This is a genomic window from Acidovorax sp. NN32, from assembly GCF_057597245.1.
Map to the genome: position 1 here is coordinate 1,095,012 of NZ_CP199679.1, position 18,787 is coordinate 1,113,798.

Annotated in this window: 13 protein-coding genes; 6 read left to right on the top strand and 7 right to left on the bottom strand. The window is 64.1% G+C overall.

The window, feature by feature from the left end:
• Positions 1 to 106 precede the first annotated feature (106 nt).
• The 3 genes from ACT89O_RS05045 to argC form a co-directional block, all read right to left on the bottom strand.
• A complete protein-coding gene (locus ACT89O_RS05045) occupies positions 107 to 1,915 on the bottom strand; it encodes a glycosyltransferase (RefSeq protein ID WP_121507481.1) in 1,809 nt (602 codons plus the stop codon).
• Between the two features lie 67 nt (positions 1,916 to 1,982).
• Positions 1,983 to 3,977 (bottom strand): tetratricopeptide repeat protein, encoded by a 1,995-nt coding sequence (locus ACT89O_RS05050; protein ID WP_487262007.1) that lies wholly within the window; start codon positions 3,975 to 3,977, stop codon positions 1,983 to 1,985.
• A gap of 191 nt (positions 3,978 to 4,168) precedes the next feature.
• A complete protein-coding gene (argC, locus tag ACT89O_RS05055; RefSeq protein WP_487262008.1) occupies positions 4,169 to 5,119 on the bottom strand; it encodes an N-acetyl-gamma-glutamyl-phosphate reductase in 951 nt (316 codons plus the stop codon).
• A 102-nt stretch (positions 5,120 to 5,221) separates the two neighbouring features.
• Between argC and ACT89O_RS05060 the strand changes: the two genes are divergently transcribed.
• Entirely contained in the window at positions 5,222 to 6,109 is an 888-nt protein-coding gene (locus ACT89O_RS05060; RefSeq protein ID WP_487262009.1) for a LysR family transcriptional regulator, read from the top strand.
• A gap of 153 nt (positions 6,110 to 6,262) precedes the next feature.
• On the opposite strand, the gene ACT89O_RS05065 is transcribed toward ACT89O_RS05060, so the two are convergent.
• Positions 6,263 to 6,970, bottom strand: coding sequence for a TetR family transcriptional regulator C-terminal domain-containing protein (locus ACT89O_RS05065; protein WP_487262010.1), 708 nt, complete (start codon positions 6,968 to 6,970; stop codon positions 6,263 to 6,265).
• Positions 6,971 to 7,331: 361 nt separating this feature from the next.
• Here ACT89O_RS05065 and ACT89O_RS05070 point away from each other — a divergent pair, with 361 nt between their 5' ends.
• The 5 genes from ACT89O_RS05070 (at position 7,332) to ACT89O_RS05090 (ending at position 14,520) form a co-directional block, all read left to right on the top strand.
• The gene (locus tag ACT89O_RS05070) at positions 7,332 to 8,681 is read left to right on the top strand and encodes an NAD(P)-dependent oxidoreductase (RefSeq protein ID WP_487262011.1); all 1,350 of its coding nucleotides are present in this window, start codon (positions 7,332 to 7,334) and stop codon (positions 8,679 to 8,681) included.
• A gap of 33 nt (positions 8,682 to 8,714) precedes the next feature.
• Positions 8,715 to 10,028 (top strand): NAD-dependent dihydropyrimidine dehydrogenase subunit PreA, encoded by a 1,314-nt coding sequence (gene preA, locus ACT89O_RS05075; protein ID WP_063460801.1) that lies wholly within the window; start codon positions 8,715 to 8,717, stop codon positions 10,026 to 10,028.
• A 221-nt stretch (positions 10,029 to 10,249) separates the two neighbouring features.
• A complete protein-coding gene (locus ACT89O_RS05080) occupies positions 10,250 to 11,707 on the top strand; it encodes an NCS1 family nucleobase:cation symporter-1 (protein WP_121507475.1) in 1,458 nt (485 codons plus the stop codon).
• Between the two features lie 78 nt (positions 11,708 to 11,785).
• Positions 11,786 to 13,237: a dihydropyrimidinase gene (gene hydA, locus ACT89O_RS05085; protein WP_487262013.1), complete on the top strand. Its 1,452-nt coding sequence runs from the start codon at positions 11,786 to 11,788 to the stop codon at positions 13,235 to 13,237.
• A 26-nt stretch (positions 13,238 to 13,263) separates the two neighbouring features.
• Positions 13,264 to 14,520, top strand: coding sequence for a Zn-dependent hydrolase (locus ACT89O_RS05090; RefSeq protein ID WP_121423045.1), 1,257 nt, complete (start codon positions 13,264 to 13,266; stop codon positions 14,518 to 14,520).
• Positions 14,521 to 14,599: 79 nt separating this feature from the next.
• Here ACT89O_RS05090 and ACT89O_RS05095 read toward each other — a convergent pair whose 3' ends face one another.
• The 3 genes from ACT89O_RS05095 to pncB form a co-directional block, all read right to left on the bottom strand.
• Positions 14,600 to 15,637, bottom strand: coding sequence for a bifunctional nicotinamide-nucleotide adenylyltransferase/Nudix hydroxylase (locus tag ACT89O_RS05095; RefSeq protein ID WP_487262014.1), 1,038 nt, complete (start codon positions 15,635 to 15,637; stop codon positions 14,600 to 14,602).
• Positions 15,638 to 15,856: 219 nt separating this feature from the next.
• Positions 15,857 to 17,557 carry an NAD+ synthase gene (locus ACT89O_RS05100; protein ID WP_487262015.1) on the bottom strand — a complete coding sequence of 567 codons (1,701 nt, stop codon included), beginning with the start codon at positions 17,555 to 17,557 and terminating at the stop codon, positions 15,857 to 15,859.
• Positions 17,558 to 17,561: 4 nt separating this feature from the next.
• Entirely contained in the window at positions 17,562 to 18,755 is a 1,194-nt protein-coding gene (pncB, locus tag ACT89O_RS05105) for a nicotinate phosphoribosyltransferase (RefSeq protein ID WP_487262016.1), read from the bottom strand.
• Between the last annotated feature and the right edge of the window lie 32 nt (positions 18,756 to 18,787).

An 18,787-nucleotide genomic window follows, 5' to 3' on the forward strand; every position in this document is an offset into this window, starting at 1 on the left:
TGCTTGCGGTCCGCCGCTTAGTTGCGGCGCTAGCGTAGATAAACCGATGCCAAGGGGTGATGGTGGGCGAGTTTCCACGCCTTGGCCAATGAAACGCTGCTGAGAATCAAGGAGCAGCGCGACGGCTTGCTCGGCGCACTTGCCACCGCGCAAGGCATAGCAGCGTGGTGGCCGCCATGTACTTGGCCACACTGAACCATGAGTTGAAAATTCGCGACTTGCCGACCGCGCGCAGATTCATGGAAACGGGCACTTCGACAATACGCAAGCCAGCGCGGCGCACCAGTAGCAGGGCGCCCAGGTCCTGATAGTCCAGCAAGGTGGCTTCACGCGATGCGAGTACCTGCATGGCTTCGGCGTTGTAGAGCCTGAATCCCGAGGTGAGGTCGCGCAAGTCAAAACCTGCCAGGTGGCGAAACCAGTTCCAGGCCAGTTGCCGCGTGCGACTGGCGCGCTCTGGGTATGCTCCTATCACCAGGTCGGCCTGATCCCGCGCTCGCAGCAAAACAGGAATCTCGTTGACCTCATGCTGGCCATCGGCATCCATGGTGATGACTGCTTGGTAGCCATGCAGCAACGCATAGCGAATCCCCGCTTGCATGCCACCCCATGCGCCCATGGGGAGCACAGGATTCAGCACGCGGGCACCTGCCGCGCTGGCAATGGCTGCCGTATCGTCCGTGCTCTGGTCATTGATGACCAGCACATCGTGCCAGCCCTGCGCATGCAGATGCTGCAGCACGCTGCCGATGGTGCCGGCTTCGTTGCGCGCGGGGATTACCACCAGGAGGTCCTTGCCCCGAGCCGGTTTTTCCGCCTCTGGGGTCACCAGCTTATAGCTGGTGGCGAGCGCTTTTGCGCAGGCGGCAATCGAGAAATATTCAAGCAAGGCACGCTGTCCCGCCGCACCAAATGCCGCGCGTTGTTCGGGCAGGTCTTGCAAGTGCTGGAACGCCGCCCGCCAGCCCGAAATACCGTCTTCCGGGGGAACGCGCAAGCCAGCATCGGCCTTTGAGACGACCCAGGGCATGCCGGATCCGGGCAGGTCGCTCACGATGCAAGGCCGGGCATGGTGCATGGCTTCTAGCAGCACCATTCCGAAGGCCTCGGTCCGTTCGCACGAAGCAAGGCAGAAAACGTCACAACTCTGAAGCAGGGCATGTTTCTCGTTGTCACCCACGTTCCCCAAAAGGCGCACATTGGGCGGCTCGCCGGACCGGGTTTGGGTTGCAATGAGGGTCTCCAGCTCTTGGCGGGACTCGCCTTCTCCAATGATCAGCAGTTCCAGCCCTGGCTGGCCCGTCACAGCGCGGACCAGTGTCTCAAAACCTTTGTAGTAGGTGAGGCGCCCGATCGACAACAGGCGCAGTGCGCCGCCATCTTCGGCTGACCAGCTTTTCAGCGGTTCGGTGTCGTCGGGTGGTGCCGGGTTCGTGCAATCCAGGCCCAGGGGAACTACATCGCATTTGTCCCGCCATGTTCGAAGCGGCTCGCTGGCTTCCAGGTACGGCGTGGATGTGGCAATGACCCGCGCCGCCTGGCTGAGTACGGCTTGTTCAAAAGGCCTGTAAAGGCGGTAGGCGATGGCAACTGCCGTGCGGATGCGTGATACCACCACGTCGGAATGCCAGTGCACCACCCACGGAATGTCGCGCGCCTGCGCCAGGGTGAGCGCCCAGAAAACAGAGTTGTTGGGCATGTGCAGGTGCAGCACATCGGGCTGGATGCGCTGAATGGCCTGTGCCAGGGCTCTTCGAAATCCCAGTGCGATGGGTGCGTAGATCACGCTGAACTGCACAGGCACCCGCTGCAACCAGACGGGATCATCGGGCAGGGGATCGCCGTGCACCAATGCATGGACATCCAGGCCCTGGCGCCGCTGCTCTTGAATCAGGTCGGCAAGAAACACTTCCATCCCCCCTCGGTGCGGGGGATAAAACTTGCCAATGTGTAATACGCGCAAAGTCACAGCCTGCCTGTCGCTACTTCTTCGGGGCAGCGATGACGGCACGCATCTGGTTGTACTGCGGGTTCCGAGGGTCCAGCTTGATGGCCTGATCGATGTCACTCAAGCTTGCTGCCTGCTGGCCCGCCTGGTGGTGGGCGATGGCGCGGCCGTAGTAGACCGGGGCACCGGGGTTGGTGGCAATGAGTTGATCAAACACCTCAATGGCTGCCTTGGTCTCGCCTTTGCCCACCCGTGCCATGCCAAGGCCGAGCAGCAGGCGCGGATCTTTGGGGTTTGTCTGCAGCAGCACCTTAAAACCGCTGATGGCCTCGTCATACCTTTGCAGGGCCATCGCGGTCTCCACCAGCCGTATGCGCACTGTGGGTACCGTACTCCGCAGTTGAGGATCTTTTTCAGCCTTGGCCACGGCAGTGTTGAAGCTCTCCAGCGCGGGTGCAAGTTGCCCCAGCGCTGCTTGGGATTCGCCTCGGTGGTAATACAGGGCGGGCTCTGTGTACCCCTGCGCCTCTGCCGCGGCAAAAGCCTGAAGTGCTTCCGCGTGCTTTTTCTTGAGCTGCAGAACCACGCCCGCGTTAAAGCGTGCACTGCGTCCCAGTTCGCCCAGGTCTCCAAGGGCTGCCGCAGTAGACAGGTTCCACTGCGCTTGGTCTGTCATGCCCTTGCGCAGGTAGTAGGCCCCCAGATTCAGAAAAGGGCGGCTGCGCCCAACGGCATTGGCGGGGGCTTTGACATCAATCTTCTCGGCGGCATCGGTCCATGCGGCGACTTCGTCGCTCAAAGAAAGGTTGCGCTCCAGGGCCAGCGCCCCAAACAACAACCCCAGCACAGCGCCCAAGGCATAGATTGCTTTGGGCTTGAAGCCGGTGAGCACAATCGCCAGCAAGCCAGGAAGCGCCACTGCCCACAGGTAGCTGCGATAAAGCACAAAAGGGTCTTGCACCCAGACGGTGATGAACTCCGTGGCAAACCACAAAAGTGGAAAAAGAAGGAGTACCGCAGCAAGACTCAATGCGCCTGTGCGACGAAGCAGCAGCCACGCGGCCCCTGCAAAGAGCGCCAGATATGCCACCGCGCCAGCCAGGTGCCAGGACGATGCAAAGCCCAGCGGAAAGGCGGGACGCAGGTCGATAGACATCCAGCCAACATAGGGCACGATCCAGAGCAACCCGTATGCAAAGAAGAGCCCTGCTTGATTCAGGATGCTCAGGGGAAAAATCTGCTGCGTAATGCCCGGGCGAAGCGCTTCGAGCTGCTGCGCAAAGGCCACAGATTGCGCATCAAAGAGCTGACCAATCAAGTCGCCGCGAAAGTGCAGCAGTGCGGCAGTGGCCACGCCCATCAGCAAAAGTGCAGCACCCAACACGACGGCAATGCTCTTCCAGCTGGGGCGCCGTATGTGGATGTAGATAGGAATGGTCAGGGCGGCGGTCATCACAGCATGCTCTTTGGACAACATGGCCAGCAGATAGGCCAGCAGTGCGCCTGCGTACCAGACCATTCGCTTGGTTTGCAGCCCACGCACAAAGGCCCAGCATGCGAGCACGGCAAACAGGGTTGCCATGAGGATGGATCGTTGGATCAGGTAGCCCACCGCGTAAACCGCCATGGGGTGGAGTGCAAACAGTGCCACCCCAACCTGCAATGCAGCCCTTTGCGATGCGGCAAAGTGCGCCTGGTCCTCCATGTCCTGCGGGAAACGGGTGCTGGCCATCAGCGCTTTGAAGAACGCATACATGGCAGCCACCACACCCAGGTGCAAGGCAATGTTGACGATGCGTTGCTTCCACCAGCCAGCGCCTGCGATCTGCTCCACCCAGACGAAGCTGCCGTACGAGACCATGCGCGCCTTGAGGTCGAGCAGGCTGCCATAGCCACTAAAGATGGAGCCTTCCGTGAGCCGAATGTCGTCAAACAGCAGCTCGTTGTTCAGTCCTGGCACATACACGCCCAGCACAGCCAATACCAAAACCAGGGCGAAAAAGTAGGGGGCTTTGCCGGATTGGGCCATGGAAGGGCGTTTGGAGGAGGGCCAGAGCCCAGGTGGGACGGTAGACCGAACCAGTTTAGCAGACCAAAAAACGTCTCAAATCGTGAAAAATGTCGCAGAAGAGAGCCGTTAGATGGAGCGCGCTGCGGTGGTTTGTAGTGCCGGCCGCTTTGGGCGTGACCGCATATGTCTGTCTTGTCTCCGGAGGGCGGTTACGGTTGGGATTTCTGTGGGCCCCGTCCGATCATCAAATCCAGGTTCTGAACAGCCGCCCCCGATGCCCCCTTGCCCAGGTTGTCGAACACGGCAGTCAGCAGCACCTGGCCATGGCGGGCGTTGCTGAAAACGCCCAACTGCAGCTGGTTGGTGCCGTTGAGGGCCTGCGGGTCCAGGTGCTGGGTGTCTTGCGCTTGCGCCAGGCCCAGGACTTCAACATGGTCCGCACCGAGAAAGTGCTGGGCCAGGCAAGCGTGCAAACGCTCTCCGGTGGTGCCTGCGGGCAGCTGGCGCAGATGCAGCGCAATGGTGAGCGCAATCCCCTGGCGGAACGAACCATAGGCCGGAAGAAAAAACGGGCGTTGCGACAGCCCGGCATGCAGGGCGATTTCCGGCGTGTGCTTGTGTTCCAGGCCCAGGCCGTAGAGCTGGAAGGCCGGGGCGTTGGCAGCGTTCGTGCCTTCATGTTCGTCCACGCGAGCCCGTCCGCCGCCCGAATACCCCGACACCGCGTGGATGGTGATGGGAAGGTCAGCGGGCACGAGCCCCGCTTGCACCAGGGGCCGCAGCAGGGCGATGGCGCCCGTGGGGTAGCAGCCTGGGTTGCTGACCCGCTTGGCGCCAGCAATGCGCGCGGCCTGGGCAGCGCCCATCTCTGGAAAGCCATACACCCACTGCGGGTCCGTGCGGTGCGCCGAGCTGGCGTCGATCACGCGCACGGCGGGGTTGACGATGGAGGCGGCTGCTTCGCGGGCAGGGGCATCGGGCAGGCACAGGATGGCGATATCGCAGCTGTTGATGGCCTCGGCGCGGCGGGTGGCGTTCTTGCGTTCGGCCTCGGGCAGGGTCAGCAGCTGCAGATCCATGCGGCCACGCAGGCGTTCGTGGATCTGCAAACCGGTGGTGCCTTGGTCGCCATCGATGAAGACAAGGGGTGGGGTGGTCATGGGGCGGGTTCCTGCAATGGGGGGGATGTGGAATCTTCGGTCCCGGTCTAAACTTTGAAAAGTTGAATTTCACAAACATCAGGATCAGGTTTACTGAACGTCATGCGCGAACTCAATCTCGACCGGCTGCGCACCCTGGTCACCATTGCCGACCTGGGCTCCTTCGCAGAAGCCGCGCGCACGCTGCACCTGGCGCCACCCACGGTGAGCCTGCACATCGCGGACCTGGAGGCCCACATCGGTGCGCCATTGCTGGTGCGCAAGCGGGGCGAGGTGCGTCCGTCCGCCGTGGGTGAGGTGCTGGTCGAACGTGCCCGGCGCTTGCTGGCGGACGCGGATGAAGCGATGGACCTGGTGCAACGCCAGGTGCAGGGACTGGCGGGGCGTGTGCGCCTGGGCGCCTCCACGGGGGCCATTGCGCACCTGCTGCCCCAGGCCCTGGAGGCGCTGGGCCAGCACCACCCCGGCATCGACGTGCAGGTGGCCGTGCTCACTTCGCACGAAACCATGTCGCGGCTGGCCAATGGTGTGCTGGACGTGGGCCTGGTGGCCCTGCCACAGGCAGCCCTGCGCGGTGTGGCGGTGCTGCCGTGGCGGCGCGACCCCGTCATGGCGTTTGTGCCGTCCACCTGGCCTTTGCCCACGCGGGTCACTCCCGGCTGGCTGGCGAGCCAGCCGCTGATCCTCAACGACGATGGCACCAGCCTGTCACGGCTGACGGGCGAGTGGTTTGCGCAAGCCGGCGAACACCCGAAGGCGCGCATCCAGCTGAACTACAACGACGCCATCAAAAGCCTGGTGGCGGCAGGCTATGGTGCAACGCTGCTGCCACAAGAGGCTTCCACCTCCGTGCCACGGGACCCCCGCATCCGCATGCTGCCGCTGCAGCCCCGCCTGTGGCGGCCGCTGGGTATCGCGCACCGTGCAGGGCCAGTCGAGCGGGCCACCCAGCATGTGCTGGATGTGCTGTGGCAGCAAAAGCAGGGGTAGGGCAGTGGCAAGGCGGGGGCGGTACCGCCCATGCCCATCGTGTTGCTCACCATGCGGCGCAAGATCGGATGCGCAAATTACAGATAAAAATCGGCTCTAGCGCTTATCTATAAGGCGCAAGTAGCTATCAATATAGTAGCGTTGGTGGCTGCTTCAGAGGGGGTTCTCGGGCGCCAGCGCGCTGAGCACCATGCGCACGATCAGGTCCTCGGCCTTTTCGTAGTCGCGTTCTGTCAGTGCCGGTTTGCCCAGCAGCAGGGCGAACTGGGCCTCCTGCTCCGCATAGGCCTGCGTGACCGACCAGATGATGAACATCAGGTGCGTGAAGTTGACCTTGGCGATGCGGCCTTCTCGGGCCCAGCGTTCGAAGGTGCGCACCTCGGTCTTGAGCAGCGGCGCCACGCGCTCGATGATGGCGTTGCCATAACGTGGTGCACCGGCAATCACCTCTTTGGTGAAGACCTTGGCGCCCTGGGGGCGCGTGCGCGAATACTGCAGCTTGGCGCGGATATAGCGCCGCAGCGCCTGCTGGGGGTCGTCGCTGTGCGACAAGTCTTCCATCCCGGCCAGCCACTGGGTGAGCACGTCGTCGAGCACGCGTTGGTACAGCGCCTCTTTGCTCGGAAAGTAATACAGCAGGTTGTGGCGGCTGATGCCGATGGCGGCTGCGATGTTTTCCAGCGAGGCGCCCTCAAAGCCGAACTGCGCAAAATGGTTCTCGGCCTCAGTGAGGATGCCCTGTTCCTTGAGCAAGCGCGAGGCGGTGGGCGCGCGGGGCGTTGTCTCGTCGCTGGAAGTGGCGCGCGTTGTCCTGGGAGCGCGGGGGGCTGTGTCTGCGGGGGACGGGCGGGCGTCGGTCATCGCACCATTGTGGAACAAGCCAGGGGCCAAAAACTGGCATTTCGCTGGCGTGGGACGGAGATTTGTGGCGATTTGGCTGGCACGGGGTTTGCTGTAGGGATTTTACCAATTGGTAAATTTTTACGGGTTGGTAAATTGACCCACCACACAGGGCACCGCTGCGCCAAAGCAGCGGGCACCTGAATCCTACAGCGAGGCCCACGATGAAACCTCCGAAGTTAGCAAGCACAGGCGCCTGCGCCTGCGCTGCATTGGCTGGCCCCAGCCGCATGCGCAGCCAGCGCTGCGTGGCACGGGCGCATTGGAGCGTCTGCATGGCCTGCGCCCAGACCCTCACCCTGACCCTCTCGGAGGAAACCTGATGGACACACCCGCAAGCCGTGCCTGCGGCATTCATGCCGCACGCCTGAACCTGGCCGACTACGCCGCCAACTTCAGCGACGCGCACCCGCCGCTCACCCGCCCTCAGGCCCTGATCGAGGCCGAACGCTGTTACTACTGCCACGACGCCCCCTGTGCCACGGCCTGCCCCACGGGCATAGACATCCCCTCGTTCATCCACCGCATTGCGCAGGACAACAACCGGGGCGCAGCCCGCGCCATCCTGGAGGCCAACCCGCTGGGCGGCATGTGCGCCCGCGTGTGCCCCACCGAAGTGCTGTGCGAACAGGCTTGCGTGCGCAACACCAACGAGGACAAGCCGGTGGAGATCGGCTCGTTGCAGCGCTATGCGACTGACGCATTTTTTGAAAAGCCCGGTGCACCGTTGTTTCATCGCGCAGCCGCTACCGGCAAGCGCGTGGCCGTGGTGGGCGCAGGGCCGGCGGGCCTGGCCTGCGCGCATGGTCTGGCCGTGCGGGGGCATGACGTGGTGTTGTTCGAGGCGCGCCCAAAGCTGGGCGGCCTGAATGAATACGGCCTCGCCAGCTACAAAACCACCAACAACTTCGCGCAGAAGGAGGTGGAGTGGCTGCTGTCCATCGGCGGCATCGAGGTGCGCACGGGCCAGCAACTGGGCCGTGACATCACGCTCGACAGCCTGCTGGGCGCTTACGACGCGGTGTTCCTGGGCCTGGGCCTGCAGGGCGTGAATGCGCTGGGCGTGGCCGAACCCACGGCCACAGGCTTGCGCAATGCCGTGGATTTCATTGCCGAGCTGCGCCAGAGCGTCGACCTCTCGACCCTGCCCGTGGGCCGCCGGGTGGTGGTGATTGGTGGCGGCATGACAGCGGTGGATGCCGCCGTGCAGTCGCGCAAGCTGGGCGCCGAAGAAGTAACCATCGTCTACCGCCGGGGCGCGGAGGCCATGTCGGCATCGGCCGTGGAACAGCAATGGGCGCAGACGAACGGCGTGACCATCCGCCACTGGGCTGCACCGAAAGAGGTGCTGAGCGAAGGCGGCGCTGTCAAGGGCGTGCGTTTTGCCGCCACGGCGCTGAGCGGCGGCAAGCTGGTGGAAACCGGCGAAACCTTCACGCTCGATGCCGACATGGTGCTCAAGGCCATCGGCCAGACCTTTGTGGCCGAGCCTGTGGGCAAAAGCATTGCGCTGGAGGGCGGGCGCATCGCCACCGATGCCGAAGGCCAAACCAGCCTGCTGCGCGTGTGGGCCGGTGGCGACTGCCGTGTGGGCGGCCGCGACCTCACGGTGGAAGCGGTGGAGCACGGCAAGGTCGCCGCTGTCTCCATCCACGCCGCATTGATGGCTTGAACCCCTTCACCCCAGTTTTCACGGGAGCACCCCATGGCAGACATTCGCAGCAATTTCCTGGGCATCCAGAGCCCCAACCCCTTCTGGCTCGCGTCCGCACCACCCACCGACAAAGAGATCAACGTCACCCGCGCCTTCGAGGCGGGCTGGGGCGGCGTGGTGTGGAAGACGCTGGGTGAGGACCCAGCCGTGGTGAACGTCAACGGCCCGCGCTACTCCACGCTGATGTCGCAAGACCGCCGCGTGATCGGCCTGAACAATATCGAGCTGATCACCGATCGGCCGCTGCAGACCAACCTCGAAGAGATCAAACGTGTCAAACGCAACTGGCCGGACCGCGCCATGATCGTCTCGCTGATGGTGCCGTGCGAGGAGCAGAGCTGGAAGGCCATCCTGCCGCTCGTGGAAGACACCGGCGCCGACGGCATCGAACTCAACTTCGGCTGCCCGCACGGCATGAGCGAGCGCGGCATGGGCGCGGCCGTGGGCCAGGTGCCTGAATACATCCAGATGGTCACGGCCTGGTGCAAGCACTACAGCAAGCTGCCCGTGATCGTGAAGCTCACCCCCAACATCACCGACGTGCGCCAGCCCGCACGCGCCGCCAAGGCGGGCGGGGCGGATGCCGTGTCGCTCATCAACACCATCAACTCCATCATGGGCGTGGACCTGGACCGCATGGTGATGAGCCCTAGCACCGACGGCTGGGGCTCGCACGGCGGCTACTGCGGACCGGCCGTCAAGCCTATCGCGCTGAACATGGTGGCGGAGATTGCACGCGATGCGCAAACTGCGGGCCTGCCCATCAGCGGCATTGGCGGCATCACCACCTGGCGCGATGCGGCCGAATACATTGCGCTGGGCTGCGGCACGGTGCAGGTGTGCACGGCGGCCATGGTGTACGGCTTCAAGATCGTGCAGGACATGTGCGACGGACTGTCCAACTTCATGGACGAGCACGGCTACGCCACCTTGGATGACTTCAAGGGCCAGGCCGTGCCCACGGTCAAGGACTGGAAGAACCTCAACCTCAACCACATCGAAAAAGCCGTCATCAACCAGGATGCCTGCATCCAGTGCGGCCGCTGCCATGTGGTGTGCGAGGACACCTCGCACCAGGCCATCACCTTCACCAAAGAGGGTGGCGTGCGCAAGTTCGAGATCAACGAGGCCGAGTGCGTGGGTTGCAACCTGTGCGTGTCGATCTGCCCCGTGCCCGAGTGCATCACCATGCGCGCGCTGGAGCCGGGCGAAGTCGATGTCCGTACGGGCAAGAAGGTGACGGGCGAATACGCCAACTGGACCACGCACCCCAACAACCCGCAGCGCGTGTCTGCCGCAGCTTGATATGTGCCCCTGCGTGCGTGTGCCACAGACCCTGCAAGGCGTTGTGACAGCACCCGTTGTGGTGCTGATTTGCAACGCATGCTGCACTGCATCTGGTGCAGTTCTTGCGTGATCTCTAGCATCGCTCGCTTCCCTTTGCCCGCCATCTGCCAGCGTGAGGGCGCTGAAACAGACGGCGGGTTGTGTGCAACCCCAACGACGTCTTTGACAGGAGTACAGGCATGACCAACAGTACCGGCAGCGCTGCCCACGTGGCGGGGCTAATGCCCGGCGGAGCCTCCAACACGCTCGCCAATGAAGATCTGCTCCCCACCACCGCCGCGCAGCGACACTGGACCTGGAAAGACTTCGCTGCACTCTGGGTGGGCATGGTGGTGTGTGTGCCCACCTACACCATGGCCAGCTCCATGCTCGACCAGGGCTTCACCTGGCAGATGGCGGTGTGGCTGGTGTTCCTGGCCAACTGCATCGTGCTCGTGCCCATGGTGCTGATCGGCCGTGTGGGACCCAAATATGGTGTGCCGTTCCCGGTGCTGGCGCGCGCTTCGTTCGGTGTGAAAGGCGCCAACCTGCCTGCCGTGTTGCGGGGCCTGGTGGCGTGTGGCTGGTTCTCCATCAACTGCTATTTCGGCGCGCTGGCGCTGCATGGCTTCCTGAACATCCTGGGCATGGGGCTCGCGGGCCCGGCCGAGGGGCAGACCATCAGCACCTCGCAGTTCATGTGTTTCCTCGCGTTCTGGGCAGTGCACATCTACTTCATCTGGAAGGGCCCAGAGTCCATCCGCAAGCTCGAAGTGATCGCCGCGCCGCTGATGATCATTGCGTCCATCGTGCTCGTCGTGGTGCTGATGATGAAGGTGCCTTCGGGCCAGCTCTTCAACCTGCCTGCCAAGGTGGTCGAGGGTGGCCCCAAGACCTGGGCGGCGCTGACGGGCCTGGTCGGCTTCTGGGCTACGCTTGCGCTCAACATCCCGGACTTCACGCGCTTTGCCAAGTCGCAAAAGGACCAGGTCATGGGCCAAGCCATCGGCCTGCCGATTCCCATGGCACTGTTCTCCATGGTGGGTGTGATTGGTTTCTCGGCCTCAGCCATCCTGTATGGCAAGGCACAGTTGTTCCCCGACGGCCTGCTCACGCAAATGGGCAGCGTGGCTGCGGGCGTGGGCCTGCTGGTGATCCTGCTGGCCAACCTGACCACCAACGTCGCCGCCAACCTGGTGTCGCCGTCGTATGACTTCAGCCAGGTCGCACCGTCCAAGATCAGCTTCCGCATGGGTGGCCTGATCGCCGCGCTGATTGGCCTGGTGTTCATGCCCTGGAAGCTGCTGGCCACCTCGGGCGGCTACCTGTTCACCTGGCTGGGCGGCTACGGCACGCTGCTGGGCGCCATCGCGGGCATCCTGCTGGTGGACTACTACCTGGTGCGCAAGAGCGAGCTGAAGGTGGACGACCTGTACCGCCGCGGCGGCGAATACGAGTACAGCAATGGCTGGAACGTGCAGGCGCTGATTGCCTTTGCGCTGGGTGTGCTGCCCTGCCTGCCGGGCTACTTGGCCGTGTCGGGCGTGATCGACAAAGCGGCTGTGCCCGGCCTGCTGCTCGCGCTGTTTGACTTTGGCTGGTTCTTCAGCCTGGCCGTGGCCGGCACCTATTACTACCTGACTGCCAAGAAAAAGTGACCCCTTGGCCCTGCCTGGGCCTGGTGCCAGTGCAGGGCCTTTTTTTTGATCTGATCCGCATCCTTGAAGGAGACCCCCATGACCCAAGCCCTTGTGATCCGCGGTGGTACCGTGGTCAACGCCGACCGTGAACAGCGCGCCGATGTGTTGTGCGTCGATGGCCGCATCGTGGCTGTGGGCGATGGGGCGGCTGCGCAGGCGCCGGTAGGGGCGCAGACGCTGGACGCCAGCGGCCAGTACGTGCTGCCCGGTGGCATCGACCCGCACACCCACATGCAGCTGCCGTTCATGGGCACCGTCACCATGGACGACTTCTACACTGGCACGGCCGCCGCGCTGGCCGGCGGCACCACGAGCATCATCGACTTCGTGATCCCCGATCCGCAAGAACCCATCCTGGATGCTTATCGCAAGTGGCGCGGCTGGGCGGAGAAATCGGCCGCCGACTATTCCTTCCACGTCGCCATCACCTGGTGGAGCGAGCAGGTGCGCGCCGACATGGGCACGCTGGTGCAGGACGAGGGTGTGAACAGCTTCAAGCACTTCATGGCCTACAAGAACGCCATCATGTGCGACGACGAAACCCTGGTGAACAGCTTCAAGCGCGCGCTGGAGCTGGGCGCAATGCCCACGGTGCATGCCGAAAACGGCGAGCTGGTGTACCTGCTGCAGCAGGAGGTCGCCAAGATGGGCATCACCGGCCCCGAGGGCCACCCATTGTCGCGCCCACCCATGGTCGAGGCCGAGGCCGCCAACCGCGCCATCGCGATTGCCGACGTGCTGGGCGTTCCCATCTACGTGGTGCATGTGAGCTGCATGGAGTCGGCCGACGCGATTGCCCGCGCCCGTGCGCGCGGCCAGCGCGTGTACGGCGAGGTGCTGGCGGGCCACCTGCTGGTGGACGACAGCGTCTACCGCGACCCCGATTTCGCCAAGGCCGCCGCCTATGTGATGAGCCCGCCCTTCCGCCCCAAGGGCCACCAGGAGGCGCTGTGGCGCGGCCTGCAGTCGGGCCAGCTGCACACCACGGCCACGGACCACTGCACCTTCTGCGCCGCGCAAAAGGCCATGGGCAAAGAGAACTTCGCAAAGATTCCCAACGGCACCGGCGGCGTGGAAGAACGCATGGCCGCGCTGTGGGATGGTGGCGTGAACACCGGGCGCCTCACGCCCAGCGAGTTTGTGGCCATCACCTCGGCCAATGCGGCCAAGCTGTTCAACATCTATCCGCGCAAGGGCTACATCGGAGAAGGTGCCGATGCCGACCTGGTGCTGTGGGACCCGCAGGGCACCAAGACCTTCTCGGCCAAGACGCAGTTCAGCAAGGGCGACTTCAACATCTTTGAAGGCCGCACCGTGCGCGGCATCCCCAGCCACACCGTGAGCCAGGGCCGCGTGGTGTTTGCCAACGGCGACCTGCGGGCTGAACAAGGCAAGGGCCGCTACATCAAGCGCCCTGCGTTTGGCGCCAACTTCCAGGCCGTGCAAAAGCGTGCACAGGACCTGGCCCCTACCGCCGTTGCGCGCTGACCGCCGCAATGTATCCGGAGAACACCATGGACACCAAAGTGAAGACTGACATCGAGAACCTGCGCATCAACGGAGACCGCCTGTGGGCGTCACTCATGGAGCTGGCGCAGATCGGCGCCACGCCCAAGGGCGGCGTCTGCCGCCTCACCCTCACCGACCTGGACAAGCAAGGCCGTGACCTCGTGACCCGCTGGGCGCGCGAAGCGGGTATGACCGTCACCATTGACAAGATCGGCAACGGCTTCATGCGCCGCCCCGGGCGCAACAACAGCCTGCCCCCCATCATGACCGGCAGCCACATCGACACCCAGCCCACGGGCGGGAAGTTCGATGGCAACTACGGCGTGCTGGCTGGCATCGAGGTGGTGCGCACGCTCAACGACCACGGCATCGAGACCGAGGCCCCCATCGAAGTCGCCTTCTGGACCAACGAAGAAGGCAGCCGCTTCGTGCCCGTGATGATGGGCTCGGGCGTGTTCGCCAAGGCCTTCACGCTGGAGCACGCTTACGCCGCCACCGACACCGAAGGCAAGACGGTGAAGGGCGAGCTGGAGCGCATCGGCTACATCGGAGACCAGGAACCGGGAGACCACCCCATCGGCGCCTACTTCGAGACCCACATCGAACAAGGCCCCGTACTCGAAGACAACGACAAGACCATCGGCGTGGTCAGCGGCGTGCTAGGCATTCGCTGGTTCGACTGCACCGTGACCGGCATGGAAGCCCACGCAGGCCCCACCCCCATGGCCCTGCGCAAGGACGCGATGCTGGCCGCCACGCGCATCATGCAAGACGTAGTCGCTGCCGCCCACCGCCACCCGCCGCACGGGCGCGGCACCGTGGGCATGGTGCAAGTGTTCCCCAACAGCCGCAACGTCATCCCCGGCCGGGTCAAGTTCAGCATCGACCTGCGCAACAGCACCGACGCGCTGGTCGATGCCATGGCCGCTGAGGTCAAGGCCTTCGCCGACCAGGTGGCCCAAGAGCACGGTGTGCAGGTTCATATCGAAATGGTGTCCAGCTATCCCGCGCAACTCTTCCAGCCCGAGTGTGTGGAGGCCGTGGGTCGCGCCGCAGCCAAGCTGGGCTACAGCCACATGCCCGCTGTCTCGGGTGCGGGGCACGATGCGGTGTACATGGCCAAGCTCGCACCCAGCGGCATGATCTTCATCCCCTGCAAGGACGGTATCAGCCATAACGAGATCGAGGACGCCAAGCCCGAGCACATCGAGGCGGGCTGCAACGTGCTGCTGCATGCCATGCTGGAGAGGGCTGGGACTTGATGCTATTCAAATAATAGCTTTATGCGCTTATTGGATAAGCGCTAGAGGCTGTTCTGGCTTGAAGTCTGGCTGCACGTTGTCAGTGCAGCTCCGTCAACCCCAGGAAGTGGTCCAGCATGTGGAAGTGGTCTTCAAAGAATTCCTCTTCCATCCCCGCCAGCTGGTCGATGCGTGTCCACTGCACCTGCAGCGCGTCGTCGTCTGCTTGCACGTTTGGAAACTGCGCATCTCCCAAATCAAAGTAGTGCGCATGCGTGATGGTGCGGCCACGCTGGCTGCGGTCGGGGTGGTCGAACACGGCCACGGACTGCAGCGCGGCGCGCATGGTGGCCTCGGGCAGGTGGCAGTGGGTTTCTTCCACCAGTTCGCGCAGGCAGGACTGCCACACCGTTTCGCGCTGTTCGATGAAGCCACCGGGCACGGCCAGCTGGCCCTTGCCGGGTGCGTGTGCGCGGCGGATCAGCAGCACATGGTCCTGGCAGCGCAGCACCGCGTCCACCGTCACGAAGACGGGTGGGTAGGGCGCGGCGGCCCAGGCCTGGCGGTAGCCGCGCAGCATCTGCCACTCCTGCTGCAGCGCCAGGTAGTGCGGGGTCTGCGCAAACTCGGTCAGCGTGGCCAGGGTGCTGGCAGGCATCTGGTCGGCCAGGGGGGCGAGGGCAGACTGCACCGTGTCGGGTGTGGCGCCAAACCAGGCGTCGCGGATGGCGGTGGCGTCGATGGGGCCCTGGCGCTCCACATGGATCAGCTCCCAGCCCGGGAACGCGCTCAGGTAGCCGCTGGTGGCGTCCTTGAAGTGGCCCACCAGACCGATCCGCGCACCGGGTGTCGTCAGCCGCGTCACGCCCTGGCGCACGGCCTGCACCCAGACCGCCTCGTTGTAGTAGTCGCGCATGGGCAGCACCACCATGCGGCTGCGGTCGGCCTCGGGCAGCGCATTGCGCAGCATGGCCTCGCGTTCTTGCCAAGTGAAGGGGTTCTTGGGCGAGCGCGCCTGCCAGGCCGAGCCCACCACCACGATGACCTGCTGCGCGCTGTCGAGCGCGCGCTGCAGCAGCGCCATGTGGCCGTTGTGCACGGGTTCAAAACGCCCGATGTAGATGGCGGTATCGACCATGTGTCTCCAGTCGTTGTCGGGTTCTAAGAGCGGCTCACAAAACCCCACTGGCGTCGTTGTTCCGTCTTGTCGTACCGCTTGTACTGCCTGCGACGGAACGCCTAGCCAGGGCCGCTGCGCTGAGTTTTGTGAGCCGCTCCCAATGTTCTTGGCCGCTAGCGCTTATCCATAAAGCGCTAACAGCTATCGTTTTAGTAGTGATTTTACCGTGGACCGATTTCACACATACCGCGCTGCAATCGGCATCTGCCGCCCGCTGCCAAAAGCCCGCGCCCGCACGCGCACGATGGGCGGGGCCTGACGGCGCTTGTATTCGTTGCGCGCCACCATCATGCGCACGCGCTGCACCAGGGCGCGGCCCGCGTCGTCGGTTTGCAGCTGGGCCACAAAATTCTGCGCCGCCTGGTGCTCCGCGGCAGAAAGTCGGTCGCCTTCGATCAGCAGCTTGAGCACTTCGTCGAGCACGGAGTAGGGCGGAAGGCTGTCCACATCGCGCTGGCCGGGGGCCAGTTCGGCAGAGGGTTCCTTGTCGATGATGGCCTGTGGAATCAGCACGCGCCCGGCGTGTTCGTTGACGTGGCGCGACAGGGCAAACACCTCCGTCTTGTAGAGGTCGCCAATCAGGCCCAGCCCACCGTTGGTGTCGCCATACAGCGTGCAGTAACCCACCGAGATCTCACTCTTGTTGCCCGTGGTGAGCAGCAGGTGGCCGAAGGCGTTGGAGTACTCCATCAGCACCGTTCCGCGAATGCGCGCCTGCAGATTTTCGAGTGGCAGGCCCGCCAGTGGCTTGCCAAAGCTGGCCTCGAACTGCTGCGCATAGCCCGCCACCAGCTCGGCAATCGGGTGGGTGTGCAGCTGTACACCCAGGTTCCGGCACAGCGCCACCGAGTCATCGACCGAGCCGCTGCTGGAGTAGCGCGAGGGCATGGTCACGCCCACCACGTTGTCCGCACCCAGAGCCTCCACAGCAAGCGCCAGCGTGAGCGCGCTGTCGATGCCGCCCGAGCTGCCCACCACCACCTGCGTAAAGCCGCAACGCCGTGCGTAGTCGCGCAGGCCCAGCACGATTTGCTGGCGGTAGAAGTCCATGGTGGGCAGACCTTGTGCGGGCACGGGGGCGGGGCGTGCGCCTTCCGCGCTCAGAAAATGCCCGTTGTCGAACTGCAGCGTGCGCACGTCTTCCACAAACCGCTGCGCTTCAAAGACGACACCCGCATCGGGCTCGGCCGCGAACGATGCGCCGTCGTACACCACCTGGTCATGCCCACCGATTTGGTTCACGTACAGGATCGGCAGGCCGTGGCGGCGCGCGGCGTCGGCAAAGATCTGGTGGCGCTGCTCGCGTTTGCCGGTGTGGCTGGGACTGGCGTTGATGCTCACCACCAGGTCGGGCGCGGCGTCGCGCATGCGCTCGAAAGGGTTGGTGGCGTAGTCAGCGCCGTGGTCGTTCCAGCCGTCTTCGCAGATCAGCAGGCCCACCTGCGTGCTGCCCACACGCAGCACCTTGGCGACGTCCGGGCCGGGCTCGAAGTGGCGGCGCTCGTCAAAGATGTTGTACGTGGGCAGCAGCTGCTTGGCGTATTGCAGGCGCACAGCCCCGCCTTGCAGCACCAGCAGGCTGTTGTGCAAGCGCTTGCCGGGGCCGCGCGCGGGCGTGGGCGCGCCCAACACCCAGTGCAGCTGGGGTAATTCAGCAGAGGCCTGTTGTAACGCGGAGATACCGGCTTCGATTCGTTGCTGAAAGCCGGTTTCCTCTAGCATGTCGCCGGGGTAGTAGCCGCACAGCGACAGCTCGCTGAACACGACGAGGTCGGCCTGTTCGCGCGCCGCCTGCTGCGCGGCGGCCACCATGCGGGCCACGTTGCCTTCGATGTCGCCGACAGTGAAGTTGAGCTGTGCAAGGGTGATGCGGAGCATGGTGTCAGTCCTTCACGTTGAAAACCTGACGCAGGTAGGCCAGGTAGGTTTCATCGTCGCACAGCGTCTTGCCGGGTGTGTCTGAGAGTTTCGCCACAGGTTGTCCGTTGGCGCGCACAAGTTTCATCACGATGTTGAGCGGCTTGTGGTCTGCACCCATGTCGTTGGTCAGGTTGGTGCCAATGCCAAACCCGAGCTGCGTGCGGTCGCCAAAGTGGCGGTACAGCATCAGGGCGCGTTCCAGGTCGAGGCCGTCGGAGAACACCAGCCGCTTGGTGTGCGCGTCGATGCGCAGGCGGGTGTAGTGCGCGAGGGCCTTTTCGCCCCAGGCCACCGGGTCGCCTGAGTCGTGCCGCAGGCCGTCGAACAGCTTGGTGAAGTACAGGTCGAAGTCGGCCAGAAAGGCGTCCATGCCCACGGTGTCGGTCAGCGCAATGCCCAGGTCGCCCCGGTACTCCTGCACCCAGTCTTCGAGCGCGGCCTTTTGAAAGTCGCGCAGCCGCACGCCCAGCGCCTGGTAGGTCTGCAGGTATTCGTGCGCCATGGTGCCGATGGGCACTAGGCCCAGGTCGCGCGCCAGCAGCACGTTGCTGGTGCCCTTGAACCACTGCGGCGTTTGTGTGGCAAAGGTCTGCACCACCTCGCGCTGCCAGGCGCCGCTGTAGCGGCGGCGCAGGCCAAAGTCGAACAGCTCGAAAGGGTGGCGCAGCGTGGCCTGCCGGGCCAGGGCCTGCAGCTGATGCACTTTGGCGGCCAGCCGTGCGCGGCCGCTGGCGAGGGCCTGGGCCGCGTCAAAACGGCGAAAGTACAGCTCGTTCACGATGGCCAGCACGAAGATCTCAAACCCCATCACATGCACCTGTGGGCCTTGCGCCACGATGTGCAGTTGCTCGCCCTCGGCCCAGGCGCTGATGAAACTGCGCTGGAACTGGAAGATGCGCAGAAAGTCCACGAAGTCGCTCTTGATGTAGCGCAGTCCGCCCACGTAGGCCAGCTCGCCCTGCGTGAAGCGCAGGGTGCACAGGTGGTCCAGCGCGGCGTTCACCTCGGGCAGCAGCTCGGCCAGCGGGTAGGCCGGGGTGTTGCGGCACACAAAGCGATATTCGCTTTGTGTTTGTGGGTGGCGGTGCAGCAGCGCCTGCCACATCGTGAACTTGTAGAGGTCGGTGTCGAGCAGGCTGGTGATGACGGGGTTCATGGTGTTGCTCCAAAATTGGTAGCTAATAGCGC

What these genes read in the sequence shown, in the direction of transcription:
- ACT89O_RS05045 (WP_121507481.1), bottom strand. Translation starts at nt 1,915, where the DNA reads ATGGAAGTGTTTCTTGCCGACCTGATTCAAGAGCAGCGGCGCCAGGGC.
- ACT89O_RS05050 (WP_487262007.1), bottom strand. Translation starts at nt 3,977, where the DNA reads ATGGCCCAATCCGGCAAAGCCCCCTACTTTTTCGCCCTGGTTTTGGTA.
- argC (WP_487262008.1), bottom strand. Translation starts at nt 5,119, where the DNA reads ATGACCACCCCACCCCTTGTCTTCATCGATGGCGACCAAGGCACCACC.
- ACT89O_RS05060 (WP_487262009.1), top strand. Translation starts at nt 5,222, where the DNA reads ATGCGCGAACTCAATCTCGACCGGCTGCGCACCCTGGTCACCATTGCC.
- ACT89O_RS05065 (WP_487262010.1), bottom strand. Translation starts at nt 6,970, where the DNA reads ATGACCGACGCCCGCCCGTCCCCCGCAGACACAGCCCCCCGCGCTCCC.
- ACT89O_RS05070 (WP_487262011.1), top strand. Translation starts at nt 7,332, where the DNA reads ATGGACACACCCGCAAGCCGTGCCTGCGGCATTCATGCCGCACGCCTG.
- preA (WP_063460801.1), top strand. Translation starts at nt 8,715, where the DNA reads ATGGCAGACATTCGCAGCAATTTCCTGGGCATCCAGAGCCCCAACCCC.
- ACT89O_RS05080 (WP_121507475.1), top strand. Translation starts at nt 10,250, where the DNA reads ATGACCAACAGTACCGGCAGCGCTGCCCACGTGGCGGGGCTAATGCCC.
- hydA (WP_487262013.1), top strand. Translation starts at nt 11,786, where the DNA reads ATGACCCAAGCCCTTGTGATCCGCGGTGGTACCGTGGTCAACGCCGAC.
- ACT89O_RS05090 (WP_121423045.1), top strand. Translation starts at nt 13,264, where the DNA reads ATGGACACCAAAGTGAAGACTGACATCGAGAACCTGCGCATCAACGGA.
- ACT89O_RS05095 (WP_487262014.1), bottom strand. Translation starts at nt 15,637, where the DNA reads ATGGTCGATACCGCCATCTACATCGGGCGTTTTGAACCCGTGCACAAC.
- ACT89O_RS05100 (WP_487262015.1), bottom strand. Translation starts at nt 17,557, where the DNA reads ATGCTCCGCATCACCCTTGCACAGCTCAACTTCACTGTCGGCGACATC.
- pncB (WP_487262016.1), bottom strand. Translation starts at nt 18,755, where the DNA reads ATGAACCCCGTCATCACCAGCCTGCTCGACACCGACCTCTACAAGTTC.